The following is a 23625-nucleotide window of genomic DNA, read 5'->3' as shown; positions in this document are numbered from 1 at the left end:
AAGGTAGCAATGCCATGGATGTGACCATCGCGAAGCTACGGGAGGAACTCTCGCAGCTGGAAGGCCCAGTGCGGCTGTCCAAGCTGCTACTCCTCGGGCAGGAACTCGGCAGGCGCTACGTCCGCACCGGACCGGGCACCCCAGGCGCGCTGGGCGACCTGTCCGACGCAATCGCTGCGATCGACGAGGCGCATGACCTGGCCAGGCCCGGCGACCCGGCCCGCGGGCACCTCGCCGGGTTACTCGGCTATCTGTTAGGCGCTCGCTACGGCATGCACGGTAGTTCCGCGGAGGACCGAGAGACCGGCATCACCGTGCTCGGTGAGGCGCTCAGCTACCCGGGCTTCCCGCCGATGGAGGTCATCACAGCACGTTTGTCACTCGGCCAGCTGCACATGAACCGGGCCCTGGAGGCAGTCAACCCCGCCGCGGCCCGCGGTGGCTTCGCGGGTGGTACGTCCGTTTCGTCGAAGACCGATGCGGACACCGCGGCCGAGTGCTTCCGTGAAGTCCTCGCCGGCCCGGTGGTCAGCGCCGAGCTCACCACGCTGGTCCAGGCGATGCTCACGCTCGTCGAGGCGATCCGGCCGCTGCTCGACGGCAACCTGGCAGGCTTCGACATCACGAAGATGATGAGTGCGATGACGACCGTGCAGCAGCTGCAGCAAGGCGGCGGCCCGTTGGTCATGCCAGGCGCCGCGGGTATGCCTTCGCCACTGTCCTTCTCCTTCGACCTCGACACCGTCGACCCGCTCGACCATCCCATTGCCACTCTGCAGGGCGCGGCTCCGTTGAAGCCGGTCTCGCCGCCGCGTCGGCCCGCCTCCACGCCGGTTGCGACCGTCGAACCCGATGCGGCCCGGAAGGCTGCGCGGAGTCGGTTGGCGACGTTGTCGGGGGTGTCGGGACAGCCGGTGTGGGAGCAGGCGTTGGCTTTGCTTCAGGCGGGGCCGGAGCAGTTCGGGGTTGAAGAGCTGGACTCGTACGTCGGTGCGGCGATGAATGCGGCCGCGGCCCCGGACGATGACCCGGTCGAGTCGGGGCTGGATCGTCTGCTCGCGGCGGTTGGGCTGTGTTTGCGGGAACGGCGGGACGGCAGTGGATGGGGTGAGGAGGACGACACCGGCGCCAACCTCGCCGCCGCGGAGCAGTTGCTTGCTGCGGGCAAGCTCATCCCGGTCGACCATCCGGCTGCGGCGGCTGTCGTCGAGGCGGTTGGCGGCATTCTTGACCAGGCGCGGCCGTTGGCCGGCGCGATCACTGGTCAGTTCGAGGCGTACGCCGCCAAGGTGTCGACGCGCTCGGTGCCGGTGGTCGCGGTCAGCGAGTTGTGTCGGCTGGTCGCCACCGGGATCGGCGTCGATCCAGCACCGCTCGCGACGGCCGTCGCCGCCGTACCGACGGATCATTTCGCGTACGCCACGCTGTCGACCGCGGTCCAGCAGCTTCGACTCGCGGCGGCCGTGCGGTCGCTCGATCCCGCTGCGGTCCGCGCAGTGGCCGGTGCGGAGCCGAAGGGACTCCTGAGGCTGCTCGACGCGTTGGTTCACGATGACGCGGAGATGCTGCGCGAAGCTGTCGACGGACTTACCGGCGAGGTTCTGTCGCCAAGGTTCGCTGCGGTGGTTGGAGCGAGCTACCTCGAGCTGACGGGGGAGCGGCGAGATCTCGACGCCGCCATTCACCTGCTGTCCAAGGCGATCTGGGACCTCGATGACGCGTCCGTGGGGCTGCGCACCCGATCGTGCTGGCGGCTGGCCCTGGCGTATCGCCGGCGCGCAACCTCCGGAGACGCTGAGCTGAGCCGCGACGCGGGGATGAGCGCGTTGAACGGGGGCGGGCAGGACAAGGAGAGCGCGGCGCGGTTCGCCGGGCAGATGCTGGGGGAGGGGCATACCGCGGAGGCATTCACCGCTCTCGAAGTCGCAGCGACTGCGTCCGGCGAGCCAGTGCGGCTGGCCGACGACGTTATCGGCGTCATTCTCGGAGTCGATCCCCAGGCCTCGCCGCCTGTCGAGGTACCGACGCCCTCGGAGGTGGCTGCCGCGGTCCGGAAGGTCGGAGCCACCGCGCTCGTCTATCTTCATCCGACCGATGACGCAGGCCGGACGGCCGGGGTGTTGTGCTTGGATCCGGCTACCGACCGCCTGGACGTGCTCGCGAATGTTCCGGTGAATGATCCGCTGCTGCTGGACGATCCCGGCTGGTCGGCGATCACGGGGCGGTGGTCGGCCGGCAGCCTCCTCGTTGTCGCCACCGGCGAGCTCAGCCGCCTTGCCATGCCCGCCGTGCGTACCTCCACAGGCCGACGTCTCGCCCAGGACATGAGCGTCACCTACGTGTCGTCCGGCACGCGCGTGATCGACCTGGCCGGCCGCCCGACCGTACCGATCAGCGACGCTCCGCTGTTCGTGGTCAATCCACGCGGTGACCGGGATGCGGAGATGGCCGACGTCATGGCCCTCCGGAGGCTGTTCTATCCGCGCTCGACCTGTATGGGACGTGCCATCGAGCAGGTGGACGCGGCAGGGACGAGGGCGGACGTCCTGAGCAGCCTGCCCGGCGCATCGATGACGCACCTGGCCTGCGGGCTCCAACACAACGGGGCACCGTCGTTCCTCCTGGCCGACGGGGATGTACTCGCCGTACGCGACGACGACGTGCGCGGTAAGGGACTGGTCGTCCTGGCGAAGCCGATCCCCGGCGGGTTCGCGTCGATCGCCGACGAGTTCCTCGACGCGGGCTTCTCGAGCGTCATCGGCTGGCAATGGCCGGTCCCGGCGCCGTACGCCGAACTGGCCCTCTTCATGACCCACCTGATGCTTGTCGACCATCGTCTTCCACCGGCGACGGCGGTGAATGCCGTCCATCGGTGGATGCTCGACCCCGATCGCGACCTGGCGCCGCTGCTGACCGGCGCCCATGTCAGAACCGTCGAAACAATCGACCTGACTCGTCCGGCGCTCTGGTCCGCGCTGGCCTGCCGCGGCCGCTGAGGCCACGCCATGCCCGATCCCACTGAGCGTCTGCGAAATCTGTTCCTGGAAGAACTACGCCGCGCGGTCTCCCTGCGAATCGAGGCCGGCATCGACCCGACCGAGCTCTCCGCCGAGCTCAGGCAGCGCCTGCTTCGCCTTCGCTCGCTATCAGCGGAGGCCATCCCACGGCCGGTTGACGGGAGGCGTTGAGGTCTTGACTGGCATAATCTTTATATATGGTTGCTTCTTAATAATTGAACAACTGCCCGGAGGCACCCATGATCCGCCCCAGATCACGTGTTCTGCTCTCTGTCTTCGCCCTCCTCGCTCTGCTGGTTCCGTTTGCAGTCGCGCCCCCGGCGACCGCGGCGGGATCGGTGACCGCGGCCTACGCTCTGACCGGTGAGTGGAACGGCAACTTCCAAGTCGCCTACACCGTCACCAACGGCACGGCTGCCACCATCAGTAGCTGGCGGGTCGAGTTCGATCTCGCGGCCGGAACGAACATCACCAGCTCCTGGGATTCCGTCGTCACCCGGACCGGCAACCACATCGTCGCCGCGAACGCGAGCTGGAACGCTCCGCTCGCCGCCGGGCAGTCCGCCACCTTCGGGTTCATCGCCAACGGTCCCGCCCGGCCGGCGAACTGCCGGGTCAACGGCGGCCTCTGCGCCGGCGGTGCGGGGGACACCAGCGCGCCGACCGCTCCCGGCAATTTCCGGGTCACTGGGACGAGTCGAGCACTGTTTCCCTTGCCTGGAACGGATCCACCGACAACATCGGCGTGACCGGGTACGACGTCTACTCCGGCAGCACGCAACTGATCAGCACAGACGCAACCACCGGTACGGTCGGTGGACTCAACCCGGGAACCGCCTACACGTTCGTGGTTCGGGCGCATGATGCCGCCGGCAACTTATCGCCCGCCAGCAACACGGTCACCGCGACAACCGTGCCCGGCCCCGCCGGCTCGCTGGTGCCGGTAGCGCCGTACGTCGACATGGGCGCCTGGCCGACTCCGTCGCTCACCGCGATGGCGACCGCCGGCAACCTGCGCTCCTTCACCCTCGGATTCATCACCGGCAGCGGCGGCTGCAAGGCGAGCTGGTTCGGCGCGTACGACCCCCGGACCGCCTGGAGCAAGGACCAGATCGACGCGATCCGGGCCCGCGGCGGCGACGTGAAGATCTCCTTCGGTGGTGCGGCCGGCAGCGAACTCGCCCAGGTCTGCCCGTCCGCGCAGGCGACCGCCACGGAGTACCAAGCGGTCGTCGACGCCTACCAGCTGCGCTACCTGGACCTGGACATCGAAGGCGGCGCGGCCGCAGATCCGGTCTCGATCGCCCGGCGCTCGCAGGCGCTCTCCATCCTGCAGAGCAACCGGCCGGCCCTGAAGATCTCGCTGACGCTGCCTGTCCTGCCCGAGGGCCTCGACGCGAACGGCTTCGCGGTCCTCAGGTCCGCCCGCGACAACGGCATCAACCTCGACGTCGTGAACATCATGGCGATGGACTACAACCGTTCGTCGGGCAACTACGGCGACTTCGCAGTACAGGCCGCGCAGAGCACCTTCAACCAGATCAAATCCCTCTGGCCGTCACTCACCGACGCCCAGGCCTGGCTCAAGGTCGGCGTCACCCCGATGCTCGGCCGCAACGACGACGGCGGCACCTTCAACCAGACCCACTCCACCCAACTGGTCAACTTCGCCCGCACCAAACACCTGGGAATGCTCTCCTTCTGGGAGATGACCCGAGACCGCAACGCCTGCAACGGCTCCCTCGTCACCTGCACCAACGTCCCCCAAACCCCCTACCAGTTCAGCCAGATCTTCGCCGGTTATACCGGCTGACCCTCGGTTGGCCCGGTAAGGGCCTAGGGCAACGAAGGCAGGATCGTGTATCAGACCCGTCTGGCTGGTGTCCGTAGCGGTAGGACACCAGCTAGAGGGGGAATCAACCATGAGTTCAACAAGTCAGGGTTCGTCCGGTGGATCGATCGGACCGGATCCTGCGGACGCCGTGCGCGCCGCGCTGGCCGACGCGCTCGGGACGGCAGAGATCGACATCGTCGCCGGGGCGGGTGGCCGGATGCCGGACGGCCGTGAGGTACGGCTGTTCCACGGAAGCGTGCCGGGTGAGCCGAACCGGACCGCTCAGGTCGCTGTGGACGAGTCCGGCGCCGTCCATCCGCGGCGTCGACTGGAGGCAGTGGCCGGAAGAGATCTCTTCGTGTCCGTCGCCGCGCCGACAGCCGCAACCGCGACGGCACGAACAGCCGAACCCGTCACGGTCGATCCACCGACCAACGACTGGCGGCTGCCGGAATGCGTGACTGAACGAGAGACGGTGACGATCGGAATCCCGGCGTCCCGCGTCCCACCGAAGGCCGATGTCTATCTGCTGGCGGACACCACCGGAAGCATGGCCGGGATCATCGGTGCGGTGCAGGCCGGTATCGGGACGATCGTGAACGATCCGGCGTTCGCCGGCTTCGACGTCGCCTGGGGTGCGGGGAACTACAAGGACTTCCCGCTGGATCTCAATCCGTACGCCTTCCAGCATCAACTGGCACCGACCCTCGGGGTCGCGGATGTGTCGGCGGCAGTGACCACTTGGGTCGCCTCTGACGGACGGGATATCCCCGAGGGCCAGCTGTTCGCCCTCGAGACGTTGGCGACTGATCCGGCGATCGGCTGGCGCGCAGACAGTAGGCGGATCGTGGTCTGGTTCGGTGATGCGCCGGGACACGATCCGGTCTGTGCCGCGCTGACGGGGAGTACTGACGTCACGGAAGCGACCGCGACGGCGGCGCTGGTCGCGGCCGGCATCACACTCGTTGCCGTGAGCACCGATACCGGCACTGCCGGAGCCCTCGACGGCGATCCCACCGCCGGTGCCATCGACTACGGAGCTTGCGTGGTCGGTGGCAACGCTGGGCAGGCCACCCGCTTGACCGCGGCGACGCCAGGCGGCACCCACACCGTGGGCATCGACGAAGGCCAGATCGTCACGACGCTCGTCGACCTGATCAGGGCTGCCGTGCAGTCGATCGGCGAGGTGCATCTCCAGCCGAGCGGGCCGATCGCCCAGTTCGTCACGTCGATCGCGCCGCCGAGCTACGGCCCGCTGGCCGGGGACACCTCGCACAACCTGCCGTTCGAGGTGATCTGGACGGGCGTACGCGACTGCGAGGACGAGGACCAGGTCTTCACCGGCAATCTCGACGTCGTCGCCGACGGCGTGGTTGTGGCAACGAAGCCGGTCACAGTCACTGTTCCCGCCTGCCGCTGGCACCACAGTGTCGAGATGGTGTGCGGTGTGGAGGACAGGCGCCACGGTGACGACGACCACGGCGACAAGGAGGAATGCGAAACCGTCGTGGACGGCCGGTACGCCACGGCCGTGACCATCTACAACCCGACTACTTGTGCGGTCACGATCGTGAAGTACTTCGCGCCGCTCATCCTGCACGGCGATCCGGTGGGACGCGAGCCGCGGACGGTACGGGCGCGCCCGTTCGCCAAGATCGTGCTCGAGCCGGGCGAGGCCACCCTGGACGACTGCTGCAGCCTCGAGGAAGCGGTCGGCCCGACCGGAGGGCCGCTCGTACTGGGTGTCCTCGACGTCGTAGCCGATCATCCGCTCGAGGTCACCGTCACTCACACGGCGGCAGGCGCAGGGCGCTCGGCCACCTCGATCGACTCCCGGACGATCGTCCCTCGGCGCGCCTGAGATCGACCGGCAAACGCTCGGCTGGGTTTCCCAGCCGAGCGTTTGGCGTTCTTCTTCGGTGAAGGTCAAGCGGAGCGTCAGTGCCGCGGACGGCCGGTGCGCGAGCGGTCGACCATGTTGCGCAGCCGCTGGAGTACTTGGTCTGTGAACAGGCCGGCTAGACATCCGGTGAGGACCAGTACGGCGATGCCCGCGCTGGACGTGGTCTCGTCCCCGATGCTGATCAGCCCGGTGTTGACAGCGATGACGGACACCGAGCCGAGTAGCGCCGACCACAGCGGGCGCAGGACGTACCACCAAATGGATCGGACCGCTCCGCTCTGCGAGCTTCTGGTCAGTGTCATGCTCTGCCGAATGACGCTGCCGACGGCTCCCGCGGCTGCTCCGACGATGAGCAGGCTCATGTTCAGCGTGATGGAAATGTCCAGGATCCACCAGCCGAACGTGCGATGGGCCAGCCTGGTCGATCCGGCTGCCTCTTGGTCGGCTACGAGCTGTTCGGACACGCCGTAGGCGGCGATCAGCCAGAGCAGGGCGGCGATGGCCTCGGCGATGTTCACCGCGACGATCCGCCGCCAGGCCGGCCGATTCTCACCGGCGTACCGCTCCGGTCGGGTGATCGGCTTGATCGCTTTGTCCATCTGACGCCTCCACTCGGTTTCGGGCTTACACAGACCCGGAGTTCGGAGGAGGCATCTGGATACATCGGCCGGATAATGAGCGGTACGGCGTGACACCTGCCGGCTTCGTCGTTCCTGGTGCTCGGACTGTGACCCGCTGTGTATCAACGCGCGTGCGGCGTCCTCCGCTCCAGTAGACATCGAACCCGGAAGGAGGGACGGAATGCGCGATGATCCCGCCGTCATCCGAATGGTCGTGGGCGCCCGAGCTGGGGACAGAGGAGCCTGGGACGAGCTGGTGGAGCGGTATGCGCCGCTGGTCTGGACGATCAGCCGGCGCTATGGACTGTCCGCGGCGGACGTCGATGATGTCGGTCAGAGTGTGTGGCTGCTTCTGGTCGAGCACCTGCCCGGCCTGCGCGAGCCGGCCGCTTTGCCCGGGTGGATCGTGACCACGACCCAACACGAATGCCTGCGATTGCTCAAGGTCGGCCAACGGTCCGAGCCCGCTGATCCGGCCGAGCTGACCTCGGCGATGCCGGCGGACTCCGTCTCGGTCGACGAGGAGCTCCTGCGCCACGAACGGCGCGTCGCGGTCAGGACCGGGTTCGGTCAGTTGTCGCCGCGTTGTCGGCTACTGCTGTCGATGCTCGTTCAGGATCCGCCAGTGGCGTACCGCGAGGTCAGCGAGAAACTACATATGCCGGTGGGCAGCATCGGACCCAACCGGGCCCGTTGCCTCGAGCGGTTGCGACAGACGCCGGCTCTTGCCGTGCTGATCGGAACCCGGGACGAGCGCCCCATCGATTCGGACGGAGGTGAGCGGCATGGCCGGCCAGTGGTGGAGCGATGACGACCAGCTGTTCGAAGCTCTGGGTGATGCGTTGACCAGCGCGGGCGAGGTACCGCCGGGGTTCGTCGAGGCAGGCAAGGCGGTGTTCGCCTGGCGCACCATCGATGCGGAGCTTGCTGCTCTCACCTACGACTCCGCGTGGGACACCGGGGAGGTGTTGGTGACCCGGGCAGCGGAGAGCGCGAGTCTGCGCAGGCTGACTTTCGCCACCGAGAGCCTGAGCATCGAACTGGAACTGACGCCGGACGAGCTGATCGGGCAGGTCAGCCCACCGCAGGGTGGCACAGTCCAACTGACCGCTGGTTCCGACGATCTGGGCACCGCGCCGGTCGACGACCTCGGCTTCTTCGTGGTGCGGCCTGTTCCGCGCCATCCGTTCCAGGTCCTCTGCAGGACCGACTCCGGCGTGACGGTGCTGACCGGCTGGGTGTCTCCGTAGCCGACCCCGGTATTCGGTCACTGCCGGTATCAAACGCAGGCTTCGCGTCTCCGAGTCAGTGAGGTTCCTTCCACGGCCTCACCGAACTTGCGAGATGGGTGATCGCGATGGAGCTCGACGGTCGCCGGCCGGTGGCCGGAACCACGCACCTGCGGCGGCTTCTCGTGATGTGCGTGCTCGCGGTCCTGCTTGCCCTGCCGGCGGCTGGAGCGGCCCAGGCGGGGAACGGGCACCCGGGGTCGCTGAAGCTCGACCCGGCGAGCGGCCTGCCTGGCAGCTGGGTCACTGCCGTAGCAAGTGATTACGACCGATGCTTGCCAGTGGAGCCACCACCGCCGGTCCCGGAGCCGTCGTCAGGCCCTGGGGAGCCTGTGGCCGCGCCGGCCGCAGAGCGGGTGGCCGGCGGGCGGGTGGAGTTCCGTTGGGATGGAAGCACCTTGGTCGCCGAGGCGACAGACACCGGCGATGGTGTTGTGAGTGCAGAGTTCCTGGTTCCCGAGGGGGCGACGACCGGAGCGCATACCGTCATGGCGAAGTGTCGGGGTACGGACTCGCTGGACGTCTCTGCGTCGTTCGAAGTGACTCGTGCGGAGACGGAGCAGCCGGCCATCGTTCCGGACCTCATCGGCATGGATCGCGACGCGGCGGAGAAGGCGGTGCTCGGCGCGAAGCTGTCGGTCGGCCGAGTCTCCGGCCAAGGCGACAAGGTCACGACTCAGAGCCCCGGTTCCGGAACTGAGGCGGAGCCCGGCAGTCCGGTGGACATCGACCTTCGTCCGGTGAAAATACAGCCTCCGCGCACGGTGGTACCGAACGTGGTCGGGCGGAGTCTCACCAAGGCTCGGGCTGTCCTGCGCGGTCGCCGGCTGGTACTGGGGTCGGTGGCGGGCACCGGGAAGATCGTCATGGACCAGCGTCCAGTCCCCGGTTCGCGAGTTCTGGTCGGCACTGCCGTCGGCGTCAGTACCCGATCGGACATCAAGGCTCCGGTCATGATTCGGGTGCCTGACCTGAAGGGACGCAAGGTGTCGACCGCGCGGTCGACTCTGACGGCGGTCGGGCTGAGGCTCGGAGGAACACCGCAGAACGACCGCATCGTGGCGACCCAACGACCACTGGCCGGAACGTTCGTCACGGCCGGCCGCCTGGTGACCGTATCGCTGGTGGCGATCCCGCTCGTGCCCGTACCGGATCTTGTCGACAGCGAACCGGCCGATGCCCGGAAGGCCTTGCTCGCGGTGGTCCTGGCGGGGGCCGTCGCGGGTGCGGCTCGCCTGCTGCGACTGCGGCTGAACCGACGCTGGGTTCGACGCATGGTGCGCGTCGTCCCGACTGCGGCGCCGCTCTCGGTGCCGGCGATCACCAAGACGGACGCGAACCCGGCAATGCCGGTCGTACGGATCGAACCGCGTGGCGACCGAGGCACCCACATTCTCGAAAGGCATGACTCATGACTACTGCGACGCTGGTACTGGACGACACGTCACCTACTCCGCTGACCGTTCGCGCGCTCCTGTCCAGCAACGCGTCGGTATCCGATGCGATCGAGCAAGTGATCGGCGACGAAGACATCACCCGGATCGCGCTGCGACCAGTGCGCCGGCTGACCCGATCCGCGATCGCCGTGGTCGACCACGAAGTCGCTGCGATGGCCGAGGACTTGCTGGATCTGGATCTCGGCGACCTGCTGATCGCCGGCTGGCGGAAGTACTCCGAGCTGACCGATGCCGCGCGCCGGACGATCGCCGTCGCCGGCAGCCGGGAGATCGTGAGCCTGGCGGCGCACCGGATGCGATCGACGTCCAGGCCGCGGCTGGATCTGGTGGTGAACGGGGCGACGCTTCATTCGTTCGAGTTCGAGCTGGATCTAGCCTTCGAGGTGACTGCGCTCGAGGCGGTCGTCCGGGCCGGCACCCTGCTGAGGCTGAACGGTGGCCGATGCGTCGTGACGGGGGCACTGAGCTTCGACGGTCTGCGCCTCGCCGAGCAGCAACGCGCCGTCGACCTCGAACTCTTCCTGCCCCTGAATCCTCCCGTGCCGTTGATCTGAAGGCTGGCGGATCCGTGACTCAAGCTCCGAGCGCGATGAACGAATGCGCTGCCGTGCGCGCGAACCGGCTGTCGCCCGCCGACGCCCTGGTCCCGGCCAGCGCGCCGGCGAGATCGTCGCCGGCGCACAGCCTGCTGTGCAGGTCGAACATCAGCGGCACCGTCGCCGGGTCGTTCACCGGTACGACGCTCGCCACGACCCCGGCCGAACCGAGTGCGATCAGCGCACTGACCAGACCGAGCAACTCGTCCGCGCCGCTGGGACCACCGAGCGCCGAGCTGCAGCTCGACAGCACCACCCGGTGCGGAGCCTGCTTCAGCCGTTCGAGGTCGTACACCGTGAGTGGACCGTCATCCAGCTGGAGCGCCGAGAACAGGGGGCTGTCCGCTCGGAACGTGCCGTGCGCCGCCACATGCACCAACGACGCCCCGTCCACTGCCGCCAGCACCGCCTCCGCCGTCGCACCACCATCGGTGAGGACGATCGAGGCCGGATACAGCTCGGACAGCCGTCGCACCTCCTCTTGTCCCGTTGACAACTCAGGACCGCCGACCAGTACTACTCGCTCGGTCGGTGGTGGTACGGCCCTCCGAGCGCGCAGCCACGCCGCGGCCGACGGAGCCACCGAGGTCGGCCGATGCCGCAACGACGGCAGGAGACTCCATGGGACCGCGTGCAGCCGGCCCGTCGGTACGACGACTGCGGGGCCGTCCCGCAGATGCCTGATCGCGTTACCGAGCAGGACTGTCTCGAGCCGGGCGCCGATGGCGTCGAGGTCGAGCTGGTTCGTGCCGTGTGCGGTTGCCTCGCGGCGCAGCGCGAACAATGCGTGGGACAGACGATGATTCGCCAGCGCGGTAGGGCCGACGAGCTCGAGGCGGACCCGGCCTCGGGCTACCACGATCGCGTACAACTGATCGTCGACGTCGGTGAGCTCGAGCAGGGTGCGGTCGCCGAGGTGGTCGAGCAACTCGGCGGTACTGAAACGGTCGGGGCCCTCGCCGACGCTGCCTGGCGTTCGCAGGACCCGCCGGCGGACTGCTGTTTCGAGGCGACGGCGTTCGCGGTCCAGTGGACCGGACCCAGGCCTGTGGTCGTAGTTCGTCTCCATCCGCTGGGTCAGGCTGCGCAGCGCGGCGAGGTCGGCGACGAGTCCGTCGTCGGCTTGCGGCCGGACCGGCGGGATCGCGAGCACGGTGGCCCGCCAGCGTTCGGTCCACTCCAGGACCTGCCGTGGATTGTGCCGTTGGATCGCGTACCGGAGCGCGATCGCGGCGAGCTCGGCGCCCTGGGAGGTGGCCAGGACGCGCAGTTCGGTGGCGCCGAGCGTACGCAGGTAGATCTCGATCAGACTGAGCCCCTGCCTGCAGGCGGCCAGCATCGCGCGCGATCGGCCGTCTCCCTGATGAAGTGTCGCCAGGGCGAGCCAGCCGGCGCCGCGGGCCTGCAGGCCACCGGTTCGGGCAGCGGCCGCGATCTGCAGATGACGCCTGGCCTCGGCCTGGTCGGTCTGCGCCATCGCAAGCCGGCCGGTCAGCAGATGCGCCTCGGCCGCGAGACTCGGGTCGAGCTGGTCGAGTTCGGCGCTGAGCCGTTGGCCGGTTCGAAGCAGACGTGCTGTCCGGTCGCCGCCCGCGTAGCGGGACTGGAGCAGCGCGAGCTCCGCGCGAGCCGCCCACCAGGGACGCTGCTGGCGGCGGAAGAGTACGAGCGCGTCGTGGCCGCGGCTTTCGGCGAGGTCCATCGCTCCGGCTGCGTGCGCCGCCAGCCCGGCGCAGTACAACAGCTCGGCCAGGCGTGCCGCGGAACCGTGCTGCTGCTGGATCCGATCGAGCGCACTGTCGATCTCGGTCAGAGCGTCACGCGACAGGCCGGCCGCCAGCAGAACCAAACACTTGTTGGCGAGCAGGTCTGGTTCCAGGATGCCGAGCGTTTCGACCACCCGTTGAGCGTCGTCGAGGTACTGCAGTGCCTTCGGCAGGTCACCACGGGCGAATGCGGCGGCGCCGCGTGCCTGGCGGGTGTCGGCGAACTCGGCCTGCTGACCGCAGCTCGCGAACAACTGCTCGCTGCGGGCATAGTCGTGGTCGGCGCGTTCGACCTCGCCCATCGCGAGCAGCACCATCGCCCGGTGCGTCAAGGCCCGGGCCTCCCAGACCAGGTCGCCGCCATCGCTCAGCAGTTGAACCGCTTGTTCGGCGTCGGCAAGGGCCTCGGGGTAGCGGCCGAGCAGTGCGCCGCGAACCCAGACCCGGCGGATCAGGATCCGGCCGGCCTGTACTCCGGTGCGGCCCAGCACGATCGAGTCGAGCATGGCCAGCCCGCGGCCGGTTTGACCAGCCATCACCAGGGCGACGCCGAGGCTCGCCTGGATATCCGCCGCACGGTCGGGATCGGACGCCCTGCGCGCGTACCGGAGCGCCGCTTTGAGTTCCGCGACCGCTTCGTGGATGTCACCGAAGTCCCGGTGGGCAACACCTGCCGCCTGATGGGCCGCCGCGGCCTCGGCGTCCGACGGAGACCCGGCGAGAACCTCGCGAGCCATCCGCACGGCGTCAGCGGGACGCGACAGGGCGAGCGCGTGCAGGTCGTCGGTGTCCACGGCACAACCGCCCCCTTCCCTGCCCAACAGATCGTAGTACGCCCGGGCAGTGCAACTCAGGACAGTTTCACCATCTAGGAGGGAACGGAAATGGAAGCGGATCAACGTCTCAAGGACGCACTCAGCCTCATCGTCAAGGACCTGGAGGACGGTGCGAAGCCGGACGCCGGGCGGTGGTACGACAGCACCGCCGTGCATCCCCACGACTGGGCGACCGGCGGGAGCGCCGAGTATTTCTACCGCCGGGACACCATCCTGGTCCGCACCGAGGACGTGGACCTGGTCGTCCTTGCGCTCCGAGCCGATCCAGATGCTCACGAAGCCGGCTCCGGTCCGATCATTCCCGAGAGCGTTGAGATCGAGCTGTTGCCGGTCATCGATGGCGTCACCGGTCTGGTCTGGCGCTACGGCAGGACCGAGCGATCGGCACCGGATGCCAAGGGCGTCACTAACAACGGCAACGGCAACGGCAACGGCGACGGCAACGGCGACGGCAACGCCGACGGCTCCGGCAGCGACTCCGGCAGCGACTCCGGCAACGGCAACGACTCCGGCGGCGACTCCGACGGCGGCCAGGATGATCGTCCTGACGATGACGATCCGCTGTCGACCCCGCGGGTGCTGGAGCGTTTGGACAAGGTGATCGGTGTCGGGAAGGCGACACCGGACCATGCGCTCTGGCTGTGTGGGAACGGGCATCCCTGCCCGGCGACGGAGCCCGCCGCGGTGCCGACGAAGTCGAGCGGACCGGTCCCTCCCGTCAACAGCGGGATCTGCTGCGGTACCCGCGGATGGGACGGCGACGGGGTGATGGTCGGTGTGGTGGACGGTGGCCTGGTCAAGGACGCAGTGACCAGGTGGCCGTGGATGGCCGGCGTGGACGGCGATCCCGATCTGGGCGCTCTCCCCAATCAAGACATCCAGCCCTACGCCTGCCACGGGACGTTCGTCGCCGGCTGCGTGCGGTGTACGGCACCGAAGGCCGAGGTGTACGTCAAGAAGGCGAAGGACATCGACCTGAAGAAGCACGGGGGAACGGCCTACGAGCACGAGATCATCCAGCGGATGAGCGACCTGCTCGACCTCGGCGCGGACATCATCGTCTGCGAGTTCGACGGTGTCACCAGGCTGCATCTCCCGATGCATACCTTCAACGCGTTCTACGACCGGCGGTTGCGTCACGTGAACGTCGTCGTGGTCGCTCCGGCCGGTAACGACGACTCGCGGCTGCCCACGTTCCCGGCCGCCTACTCGTGGGTGATCGGCGTGGGAGCGCTGTCCGCGGACGGCAACAGTCGTGCGCACTTCTCCAATCATGGCCACTGGGTCGATGTCTACGCACCCGGCGAAGACCTGGTGAACGCGTTCGCGGTCGGCGACTACCAATGTGTGGAGGAGCCCAAGAAGAAGAGGCATTTCGAGGGCCTGGTGAACTGGAGCGGTACGTCGTTCTCGACGCCACTGGTGGCCGGCATGATGGCGGCACGAATGTCCGCGACCGGTGAGAACGCGCCGCGCGCGGCAAGGGCACTCCTGCGATTCGCCCGCAGCCAGGCAGCAGCGGGGATCGGCCCGGTCCTGTACCCGGACCAGGTCTGCGGTACTTGCCCACCAGGTCCGCACTGACGGCCGGCAGCGATGATCAGCAACGACTGTCGCGTCGCACACTGGCTGGGGGTGATGTGTGAGCTGTTACGCGAGCCACTGACGGCGATGCCGACGAGCGGCATCATGGCCGAGCTTCGCGCGACGTTCGATGTCGTCGCGGTGACGTGGCAGTGGCGTACCGCCGCCGGTCAGGCCGGCTTCGACATCGACCGGCCGGAGGTCCTGGCCGGCGTGACGGAGGATCAACGCACCGAATGGTCGACGCCGGCCTTCATGCGACGACATCCGCTCGTCCGTTGGTACGACGTCGTACAGGACCCGAGGGCCCAGACAACCAGCCGGGTGCCGCGTTCGTTCGTACCGGAGCAGGATCGGCGCCTTGCGATCGACTTCCTTCGACCGGTCGAAGGAGATCAGCAGCTGTCTCTGCCTTATGTACTGGGCCCGACCGAACACCTTGCCTTCGTACTCGCGCGCGGCAGAAGGGACTTCTCCGACGACGACCTGCTGGTCGCGCGGCGATTGCAACCGGCGCTGGTCGCGCTGCACCGGCAGAGTCGTGCCTTCGCGAGTGCGGGGAGATCAGCTGCCCGGACCGCGGAGGATGCCGGGTTGACCGGCCGGGAGTTCGCCGTGCTCCGGCTGCTGGCGGATGGCCACACGGCACACGGGATCGCGCGCCGTCTCGTGATGTCGGAACGGACGGTTCACAAGCATCTCGAGCACATCTATCCGAAGCTCGGCGTCCACGACCGGCTGACCGCCGTCCGGGTGGCCTCCGATCTCGGCGTACTCGCGTCGCATTCGGCGGAGATCGCCGGGTCGACGCGGCGCTGACCGGCATACGCAGATCTGCGTATGTCGGGGGTGCGAAGGAATCCTGCATCGTCGAGAGATCCGTTGGTACCTGTCGGGTAGGGGGAAAGATCATGGCTGAGTTGAATCTGGCGGCACTGCAGACCGCCCTGGACGCGTCGACGGCTGACTGGCAGCCGAGTCGGAACCCGATTTCCGACCTGCCGCTCGACGAGTTTCGCAAACGGCTGGGCTATGTTCCCGGACCGCACGAGCCCACCCTCGATGATCGTGAGCTTGCGAGCGAGCTGAATCTGGCCGCCGCGAGCGTCCTCGGGCGTTCGGTGCTTTCGCCGGGGGCAGCCGCCGTGGCGGCCGTGGCAGCCGCGCTGCCGGCGAAAGTCGATCTCCGGGACATCGACGGTAAGTCCTACATCACGCCGATCAGAGATCAGCACAATTGCGGGTCGTGCGTGGCGTTCGGTGTGATCGCCGCGGTGGAAGGAACGCTGAAGTACGCGTTGCGGGACGCAGACCTGGACATCGATCTGTCCGAGGCGCAGCTGTTCTACTGCCACGCTCGCGCAGAAGGCCGTAACTGCAGCAACGGCTGGTGGGCCGACCGCGCGCTCGAGGCGTTCCGCCGGCTCGGCGTCGCTGATGAAGGCTGCTACCCGTATACCGACGTCGACCAGAACTGCACCGGTCTGTGTGGTGACTCCGACGGGCGGCTGACCTTCATCGACGGCTGGCGTCGCTTCGTCACGCCGGCCTCCATGAAGAACTGGCTGACGAGTGAAGGGCCCCTGGTTGCCTGCTTCTCCGTGTACGACGACTTCCGCTTCGTCGGCTCATCGGTCTACCGCCATGTGGCCGGCGAGTTCCTGGGCGGCCATTGTGTCTGCATCATCGGGTACGACGACAACGCCGGATGCTGGATCGCGAAGAACAGCTGGGGTCCGGCGTGGGGCGATCAGGGATTCTTCCGGATCGCCTACGGGAACGTCGGGATCGACGCTGAGATGTGGACGATCGAGGGTGTCCGCCCGCCGGCCGCTCCGCTCGACGCACACTTCGTGTCGCAACGCGTTCCCAGCGCGGCGACGCCAGGTCAGCCGGTGCAGGCATCCGTGACCATGCGCAACACCGGGATCCAGACCTGGACCAGGGGCCGGGCGTTTCGGCTGGGTTCGCAGGCTCCGCAAGACAACCTGACCTGGGGGACCGGCCGGGTGGAGCTTCCCCACGATGTACCGCCGTGGAGCGAGGTGACCTTCGCGATCCCGCTGACGACTCCAGCGCAACTGCCGGCCCATCTGCAGTGGCGGATGCTGCAAGAGCATGTCACGTGGTTCGGCGACTTCACCCCGGAGGTCGTCGTACCGCCCGCGGCAGCAGCGCTCCGCTTCGGCAGCGTCATCAAACTCCGGCACCTGTTGTCCGGAAGAGCTCTGCACTCACACCTGTTCGACTACGGGCACCCCGGCAGTTCGGGGCAGCAGCAGGTGACGTGCTACGAGAAGTCCGACGCGAACGATCTCTGGCGACTCCGGGGACCGGACGGTAGTGCGGACGCGGACTACGCAGGCCGTCCGATTCAGCACGGCGACGTGCTGCGATTCACGCACGTACAGACCAGGAGGAATCTGCACAGTCACGCAGGCTTCCCTTCTCCGGTGACCGGCCAGCAAGAGGTGACGTGCTTCGGTGCAGACGGAGCCGGCGATGGAAACGACGACTGGCGGGTGGAAGTCGCCGGTGGTGGTGCCTGGACGACGGATAAACAGCTCCGGCTGATCCATGTGCTGACAGACCATGCACTGCACTCTCACCTCGGCTATTCCGATCCGCAGTGGACGATGGGACAGCAGGAGGTGACCGGCTTCGCCGAGCGGGACGACAACGACTACTGGTTCGCTACGGATCTGGCCGAGCGAGACGCGGTTTTCCTTTCGCAGGCGGCACCAGCGACGCTGATCGTGAACGAACAGCGCAACGTCGAGGTCACGATGCGCAACGTCGGTCTGGGGACCTGGGTACCGGGCTCCTACCGGCTGGGTTCGCAGCAGCCGCAGGACAACACGATCTGGGGTCTAGGGCGCGTGGAGTTGGCTGCGCCGGTCGCCTCGGGGGAGGAGACGACGTTCCGGTTCCAGATCACGGCGCCGGCGACGCCGGGGAGGGCGTACTTCCGTTGGCAGATGCTCGAAGAGGGCGTCCAGTGGTTCGGAGAGCAGAGCGTGCCGATCGCTGTTGATGTCTTCACGGGCGCGGGACAGGTCGCTGTTCCCGACGTGGTCGGGGAGGTCCGTGCGGTGGCAGGCGCCAAACTGCGCGCCGCCGAGCTGAAGGCCCGGTATGTCGGTGTGGCGAGCCCGGCCGCCGAGGTCCGGGCCCAGAATCCGGCACCGGGGGTGCAGGTGGCACGCGGCAGCGTGGTTACCCTGCAAATGGGGCGACTGATAGTCCCCTGACGTAGTGGCTATGGGGAGAAGAAATGCTGCACATCCTCACCGAGTCCAGACACGGCGAAGCGATCGAGATAGCGGTCGGCGACACGCTCGACCTGACGTTGCCGGAGACTCCTAGCACTGGCTACACCTGGACAGCGGGGACGGACTCAGGGGAGACGCTCAAACTCCTCCGAAGCTCCTTCGATCCATCCACGACCACACCCGGCGCCGGAGGCGTTCGCCATCTCATCTACCAAGCCCAAGCCCCCGGACAAGCCCTCCTATCCGCCAATCTCGACCGCCCCTGGACGAACGACCCCATCAAACAGTTCGAACTGAACGTCAAGGTGATTGCCGAGTAGTAGCCCGCCTTGGGCGACTTCTCGAATACGCGCCGGCGAGCGTGGCCAAGGCGAGGGCTGCGGGGATTGTCAGGGCGACGGGTAGGGCGCCGCCTGTGTCGAGGGTTTGGCGGGGGGCGATGGTTAGGTGGACCGGGGTGCTGACGATCAGCGGGCCGTTCTTGGGGATCAGTACGACGTAGACGGCGAAGTGGCCGCTGTTTACTGCCTGGAAGTCCCAGTCGAGTTGGGTTTGTGGCTCGGCTGGGACGGGTTGGGTGACGTCTTGGGTCCAGTCCTCGAGGTCTACGTAGACGCCGTCGAGGCTGGTGACGTCGAGGTGGGCGATTGAGCCTGCTGGAGCGGTGACCTCGGATTGCAGCGTGAAGGATTGGCCGGTGACGCCGGCGAGTTGGTCCTGGCTCATGGTGATGTCGGGTGGTGTGGGGGCTGTGAGGATCAGGACGGTCGCGAGCAGGGGTAGAGGGATCATGATGAGGTCACTCCTGCGTTCAGCTTGATGATCTTGGGGCCGGCGACTATCAGGATCGTGAGGGTTGCGGCGGCGAGGAGGGCTGGTGCGGCGAGGTAGGTGGGGTTGTCGGTCCAGCTGCGGTGGCTGACCAGGACTTGGGCGATGTAGGTCAGCGCGGACCCGACTGGGTTGGCCCTGGTCAGGAATTCGCCGATGCCGGTTTTCGGCAGGGCCGGAATCTGGGTCGGGGCGAAGAAGATCAGCAACACCAGCAGGCTGATCGCAAGGCTGGTCTTGTTGGAGTTGGTACCGGCGCTGATCAGGAGACCGAGACTGCCCAGGCCCAGCGCGACCAGCGTGCCGACGCAGAACCCCAATAGTGCAGCGGATCCGGCGACAGCGACTCCGCGGCCCAGGACCCATAGGTAGGGGAGCGCGACGAGCAGGCAGGCTAGCCACAGTGTCATCGCCGCCGTCAGCTTGCCGACCACGATGGCGCGTCTGCCGACGGGGGTGAGCAGGAGGCTCTCGAGCGTGCCACGTTCGCGTTCGCCGCTGATCGCGTCGGCGCTGACGAGCAGGGTGAGCAGTACGCCGACCGACAGGGCCACCTGCAGGGTGAGGTTGACGGCTTCTCGTTGCTCGAGGAAGTTCATCGCCCGGTTCGTGGCCGCCAGGTAGGTCATCGCGCTGAGGAGGATGCTGTAGGCGAGTAAGAGCAGTGGCCCACGGCCGCCGATCCACAGGTCTTTGCACTCCTGGCCGGCTACCACCTGCACGGTCATGTCTGGTCCTCCTCGGTGAGGCTGAGGAACGCGTCGCTCAGTCTGGTCGCGTCGGTGTCGAACGCCAGCACCGCGATCCGCGCATCGAGCAGTGCCCGTAAGGCGTTGTCCCACGGGTCTCTGGCACTGCTGATCGCCTCCAGCCTGAGTTCACCGGGATGGTCCGGGTCGCCGGTGACCTTGAGACCGTTTACAGTGTCGAGCGTCGCCTGTGCCAGCGGAGTCAGGTCGGGTGCGACGCGCAGCCGGCCGGAGCGTCGAGCGCCCACTGTGGCGATGACGTCGGAAACGGTGCCTGCGGCAAGTAGTTTGCCCCGGTTCAGGATCAGCAGGTTGGTGCAGATCTGCTCGACCTCGGTCAGGGTGTGCGTGGACAGCAGCACGGTCGCTCCGCGTCGCTGCGCGATGTCGCGAACAGCAGCCAGTATTTCCCGCTGACCCGCCGGGTCGAGGCCGAGCGTCGGTTCGTCCAGGAAGACGACCGCCGGATCGTTGACCAGTGCCCGGGCGATTCCCAGTCGTTGGCGCATGCCACGGCTGTACGTCGAGATCCGTGACCCGGCCCGATCGCTCAGGCCCACGTCGGCGAGCAGGCGGTCCGTGACGTTGGCGGACTCGACACGTCCGAGACCGAACAGGCGGGCCGAGTAGCGCAGGTACTCCCAGCCCGTCTGACGTGCCGGATAGCCGGCGCTTTCGGGGAGTACGCCGATGCGTTCGCGGATCGCAGCCTGGTGCTCGCCCGGGATACCGGTGAGGGAGAAGGATCCTCCGCTGGGCCGCAGGATCGTCGTCAGCAAGCGGATCGTGGTGGTCTTGCCCGCGCCATTGGGGCCTAGCAGGCCGATGATGTCGCCTTGCCGCGTGCTGAAGCTCAGCGCGTCCACAGCGGTCCGGGCGCCGAACCGCTTACTCAGCTGGACCACTTCGAGACTTGACATGTGCCGACGGTAGGACGGCGCGGCTGAACCCTGGCTGAACGTCTCGTTCAGCCGCCGTTCAGCCAGAATGGACGACAATCACCTCCAAGGAGGTATCTGGGTGCGGGCATTGGTGGTCGAGGACGAACTCCGGCTGGCTGCCGGTCTGCGGACCGGGCTCGAGGCGGAAGGCTTCGCCGTCGACGTCGCACTGACCGGTACGGACGGGCTTTGGCTCGCCCGCGAGCAGAGCTACGACGTGATGGTGCTCGACCTGATGCTGCCGAGCATCGACGGCTTCGAGATCTGCGCCCGGCTGCGCAGCGAGAAGGTCTGGACCCCGATCCTGATCCTGACGGCCAGAGACGCCGACACCGACCAGGTCAGGGCCCTCGACACCGGTGCCGACGACTACCTGACCAAGCCGTTCGCGTACGCGGTACTGATCGCCAGGTTGCGCGCACTCGTCCGGCGCGGCGCCGCCGAACGGCCGGTCGTGATCGGAGCCGGCGAACTGCGGCTCGACCCCGCCGCGCGGCGGGCCTGGCGTGGCGATACCGAACTCCGGTTGACGGCGCGGGAACTGTCCGTGCTGGAGTTCCTGATCCGGCGGCAAGGGACGGTGGTGTCGAAGCGGACCATCCTCGAGCATGTCTGGGACTACGACTTCGACGGTGACCCGAACATCATCGAGGTCTATGTGCGGCGGCTGCGCAACAAGCTCGACCGGCCCTACGGACGGTCTTCCATCACGACTCTGCGCGGTTCGGGGTATCGGTTGACCGCGGATGACGACTAGCGAGCCGGTGCGATGACGGTGCGGGTGCGGGTCACGCTCGCCGCAGTACTGGTGGTCGGCTTGGCGCTGGTCGCCGGTGCACTCGCCCTGGTCGCCTTGCTCGGATCTGTCCTCACCGACCAGGTCTGCGCCGATGCCCGCGAGCGGGCGTCCCAACTGGCCGTGAATGAGGTCGGCACGGTGAACAGCTCCCGGCCGAGTGAGATCGTTCAGTGGGTCGACCGAGCAGGCGCGGAGGTGGGCACGCCCGCTGGCCTCAAACCGGCCGACCCCGGGGCGCGCTGCGTGAAGGTCGAACCTGCGGGCTTCAACGAGGACTTCGTCTTCGCGGCGGCGGCAGTAAGTCCCGACCGCGGCCAGCAGGTGGCGCGAGTGATCGTTGGTCGTCCGCTGGTCGACGTAGCGGACTCGACCGGTTTCGTCACCCGGGTACTGGCGGTGGGCCTACCGGTGATGCTCCTGATCGTCGGGGGAGTGACCTGGGTGGTAGCCGGCCGGACCCTGGCCCCGGTGGCAGCGATCCGGCGTGAGGTCGACGAGATTTCCGCGGCCGAGCTCCACCGGCGCGTCCCCTCCGTGCACAGCGGCGACGAGATCGGACGGCTGGCCGCCACGATGAACCGGATGCTCGACCGGCTGGAGCGGGCGCAGGACAGTCAGCGGCGGTTCGTCTCCGACGCGTCGCACGAACTCCGCTCGCCGATCGCGTCGATCCGCCAGCACGTCGAGGTCGCTCTGGCGCATCCTGACCGGTCGTCGCTCGCCGAGCTGGCCGGGACCGTGCTCGCCGAGAATCTCCGGATCCAGCGACTGGTCGACGACCTGCTCCTGCTCGCCCGGGCGGACGAGCAGGTTCTTCGCCTGCACAAGGATCCGGTCGACCTCGACGATCTGTTGTTCGACGAGGCCAGACGGTTGCGGGCGGCAACCGAACTGGAGATCGACAGCGCTGCGGTGTCAGCGATCCAGGTGCTGGGGGACGAAGCGTCGTTGCGGCGATTGATTCTCAACCTCGGCGAGAACGCGGCCCGGTACGCGCAGAGCCGGATCAGCCTCGGGCTGCAGCAGGACGGCGGCGACGTCTTGCTCACCATCGCTGATGACGGGCCGGGGATTCCGCTGCCGGATCGCGACCGCGTTTTCGACCGATTCGTCCGTCTAACCGCCGCGCGGGCACGCGACGAGGGCGGCAGCGGTCTCGGCCTCGCCATCGTCGCCGAGATTGCCCGGGCGCACGGCGGCTCTGCGCGAATGGCCGAAACACCCTCCGGCGGTACGTCCGTCCAAGTACGCCTCCCGCTCGGTTCAGCGTCGGTTCAGGAGCGCGATGGCAGGGTGCAGACCGGGTCGATCCGACCCGCGAACCCCAGGAGGCAAGGATGAAATCCGGATTCACCTTCGCACGAGGAGGACGATGGCTGGCCGCTGCGCTCACGGCCGCCATGCTCCTGCCCACCCAGCCGGCGACGGCATCAGCTCTGACTGCAGGGCGAAACTGTCCACTGCCGACGTTCGGGTCCGGAGCAACGTACCGGCCGCGGATCTCGCCCGGTGACTTCAGCCCGTACGTCACCAACCGATTCTTTCCCCTGAAGGTCGGGCGCACCCTGGTCTACACGGGAATCAAGGACGGGAAGAAGGCGCTGAACATCACGACGACCACCTCGCGTACCAAGGTGGTCGGCGGGGTCAGAACCCGGGTGGTCGAGGACCGGCTCTACCTGGACAGCGTGCTGGAGGAGCGGACGAGCGACTACTACGCCCAGGACCGGTGCGGCAACGTGTGGTACTTCGGCGAGGACACGGCAACCCTCGATGCCCGCGGCCGGGTGATCAGCACCGAAGGCAGTTTCCACGCAGGCGTGGACGGCGCGCAGCCGGGCGTTTTCATGCAGGCGCGTCCGCAACTGTGCCGCTGGTTCCGGCAGGAGTGGTACGCCGGGCAGGCCGAGGACACCTTCCGCGTGATCGACCGGTCAGCCCGGATCCGCGTCCCCTACCGATCGTTCCGGCACGCTTTGCGTACCGAGGAGAAGACAGCCCTCGAACCCGAGGTGCTGGACAACAAGTACTACGTCCCCGGCATCGGCGAGGTCTTCGAAGGCTCCGTGAAAGGCCCACGAGAGGTGCTACAGCTGGTCGAAATCATCTCCTGACCGCGCTGCGAACCCTG

20 protein-coding genes are annotated in these 23625 nt (G+C 67.6%); 15 read left to right on the top strand and 5 right to left on the bottom strand.

Annotated features, from left to right (window positions below):
• Positions 1–14: 14 nt before the first annotated feature.
• The 4 genes from AB0M15_RS26490 (at position 15) to AB0M15_RS26475 (ending at position 6712) form a co-directional block, all read left to right on the top strand.
• Entirely contained in the window at positions 15–2996 is a 2982-nt protein-coding gene (locus AB0M15_RS26490) for a CHAT domain-containing protein (RefSeq protein ID WP_363824136.1), read from the top strand.
• A 359-nt stretch (positions 2997–3355) separates the two neighbouring features.
• Positions 3356–3766: a cellulose binding domain-containing protein gene (locus AB0M15_RS26485; protein ID WP_363824135.1), complete on the top strand. Its 411-nt coding sequence runs from the start codon at positions 3356–3358 to the stop codon at positions 3764–3766.
• Positions 3763–4830 carry a hypothetical protein gene (locus AB0M15_RS26480; RefSeq protein WP_363824134.1) on the top strand — a complete coding sequence of 356 codons (1068 nt, stop codon included), beginning with the start codon at positions 3763–3765 and terminating at the stop codon, positions 4828–4830. The genes AB0M15_RS26485 and AB0M15_RS26480 overlap by 4 nt, the downstream gene beginning before the upstream one ends.
• 109 nt (positions 4831–4939) lie before the next feature.
• Positions 4940–6712, top strand: a complete 1773-nt coding sequence (locus tag AB0M15_RS26475; RefSeq protein ID WP_363824133.1) for a hypothetical protein — start codon at positions 4940–4942, stop codon at positions 6710–6712.
• 77 nt (positions 6713–6789) lie between these two features.
• On the opposite strand, the gene AB0M15_RS26470 is transcribed toward AB0M15_RS26475, so the two are convergent.
• Positions 6790–7353, bottom strand: coding sequence for a hypothetical protein (locus AB0M15_RS26470; RefSeq protein ID WP_363824132.1), 564 nt, complete (start codon positions 7351–7353; stop codon positions 6790–6792).
• Between the two features lie 202 nt (positions 7354–7555).
• Between AB0M15_RS26470 and AB0M15_RS26465 the strand changes: the two genes are divergently transcribed.
• The 4 genes from AB0M15_RS26465 to AB0M15_RS26450 all read left to right on the top strand — a co-directional run bounded on the left by AB0M15_RS26465 (position 7556) and on the right by AB0M15_RS26450 (position 10674).
• A complete protein-coding gene (locus AB0M15_RS26465) occupies positions 7556–8185 on the top strand; it encodes a sigma-70 family RNA polymerase sigma factor (protein ID WP_363824131.1) in 630 nt (209 codons plus the stop codon).
• Positions 8160–8624 (top strand): hypothetical protein, encoded by a 465-nt coding sequence (locus AB0M15_RS26460; RefSeq protein WP_363824130.1) that lies wholly within the window; start codon positions 8160–8162, stop codon positions 8622–8624. The genes AB0M15_RS26465 and AB0M15_RS26460 overlap by 26 nt, the downstream gene beginning before the upstream one ends.
• A 107-nt stretch (positions 8625–8731) precedes the next feature.
• Positions 8732–10078, top strand: a complete 1347-nt coding sequence (locus AB0M15_RS26455) for a PASTA domain-containing protein (RefSeq protein ID WP_363824129.1) — start codon at positions 8732–8734, stop codon at positions 10076–10078.
• Positions 10075–10674 carry a hypothetical protein gene (locus tag AB0M15_RS26450; RefSeq protein WP_363824128.1) on the top strand — a complete coding sequence of 200 codons (600 nt, stop codon included), beginning with the start codon at positions 10075–10077 and terminating at the stop codon, positions 10672–10674. The genes AB0M15_RS26455 and AB0M15_RS26450 overlap by 4 nt, the downstream gene beginning before the upstream one ends.
• Before the next feature lie 19 nt (positions 10675–10693).
• On the opposite strand, the gene AB0M15_RS26445 is transcribed toward AB0M15_RS26450, so the two are convergent.
• On the bottom strand, positions 10694–13276 hold the full coding sequence (locus AB0M15_RS26445) for a CHAT domain-containing protein (protein WP_363824127.1): 2583 nt from the start codon (positions 13274–13276) through the stop codon (positions 10694–10696).
• A 90-nt stretch (positions 13277–13366) separates the two neighbouring features.
• Between AB0M15_RS26445 and AB0M15_RS26440 the strand changes: the two genes are divergently transcribed.
• The 4 genes from AB0M15_RS26440 to AB0M15_RS26425 all read left to right on the top strand — a co-directional run bounded on the left by AB0M15_RS26440 (position 13367) and on the right by AB0M15_RS26425 (position 18494).
• Entirely contained in the window at positions 13367–14902 is a 1536-nt protein-coding gene (locus tag AB0M15_RS26440; protein WP_363824126.1) for a S8/S53 family peptidase, read from the top strand.
• A gap of 105 nt (positions 14903–15007) precedes the next feature.
• Complete coding sequence (locus tag AB0M15_RS26435; RefSeq protein WP_363824125.1) at positions 15008–15721, top strand: helix-turn-helix transcriptional regulator; 714 nt, start codon at positions 15008–15010, stop codon at positions 15719–15721.
• Between the two features lie 92 nt (positions 15722–15813).
• A complete protein-coding gene (locus AB0M15_RS26430; RefSeq protein WP_363824124.1) occupies positions 15814–18153 on the top strand; it encodes a C1 family peptidase in 2340 nt (779 codons plus the stop codon).
• A gap of 23 nt (positions 18154–18176) precedes the next feature.
• Positions 18177–18494 carry a protease inhibitor I42 family protein gene (locus tag AB0M15_RS26425; RefSeq protein ID WP_363824123.1) on the top strand — a complete coding sequence of 106 codons (318 nt, stop codon included), beginning with the start codon at positions 18177–18179 and terminating at the stop codon, positions 18492–18494.
• On the opposite strand, the gene AB0M15_RS26420 is transcribed toward AB0M15_RS26425, so the two are convergent.
• Genes AB0M15_RS26420 through AB0M15_RS26410 form a run of 3 tightly spaced genes read right to left on the bottom strand, consistent with a single transcriptional unit; the run spans position 18475 to position 20674 of the window.
• On the bottom strand, positions 18475–18966 hold the full coding sequence (locus AB0M15_RS26420; RefSeq protein ID WP_363824122.1) for a hypothetical protein: 492 nt from the start codon (positions 18964–18966) through the stop codon (positions 18475–18477). The genes AB0M15_RS26425 and AB0M15_RS26420 overlap by 20 nt on opposite strands.
• A complete protein-coding gene (locus AB0M15_RS26415; RefSeq protein WP_363824121.1) occupies positions 18963–19733 on the bottom strand; it encodes an ABC transporter permease subunit in 771 nt (256 codons plus the stop codon). The genes AB0M15_RS26420 and AB0M15_RS26415 overlap by 4 nt, the downstream gene beginning before the upstream one ends.
• Positions 19730–20674, bottom strand: coding sequence for an ABC transporter ATP-binding protein (locus AB0M15_RS26410; RefSeq protein WP_363824120.1), 945 nt, complete (start codon positions 20672–20674; stop codon positions 19730–19732). The genes AB0M15_RS26415 and AB0M15_RS26410 overlap by 4 nt, the downstream gene beginning before the upstream one ends.
• 100 nt (positions 20675–20774) lie before the next feature.
• Between AB0M15_RS26410 and AB0M15_RS26405 the strand changes: the two genes are divergently transcribed.
• The 3 genes from AB0M15_RS26405 to AB0M15_RS26395 are packed head-to-tail and all read left to right on the top strand — an operon-like array spanning position 20775 to position 23608.
• The gene (locus tag AB0M15_RS26405) at positions 20775–21452 is read left to right on the top strand and encodes a response regulator transcription factor (RefSeq protein ID WP_363824119.1); all 678 of its coding nucleotides are present in this window, start codon (positions 20775–20777) and stop codon (positions 21450–21452) included.
• Positions 21453–21464: 12 nt separating this feature from the next.
• Positions 21465–22835: a HAMP domain-containing sensor histidine kinase gene (locus tag AB0M15_RS26400; RefSeq protein ID WP_363824118.1), complete on the top strand. Its 1371-nt coding sequence runs from the start codon at positions 21465–21467 to the stop codon at positions 22833–22835.
• On the top strand, positions 22832–23608 hold the full coding sequence (locus AB0M15_RS26395) for a hypothetical protein (RefSeq protein ID WP_363824117.1): 777 nt from the start codon (positions 22832–22834) through the stop codon (positions 23606–23608). The genes AB0M15_RS26400 and AB0M15_RS26395 overlap by 4 nt, the downstream gene beginning before the upstream one ends.
• Positions 23609–23625 lie beyond the last annotated feature (17 nt).

The organism is Kribbella sp. NPDC051718 (assembly GCF_040681515.1).
In the GTDB taxonomy this organism is placed as follows: Bacteria; Actinomycetota; Actinomycetes; order Propionibacteriales; family Kribbellaceae; genus Kribbella.
Note: the sequence above shows the minus strand (reverse complement) of the source record. Positions and strands in the feature narration are given on the sequence as shown.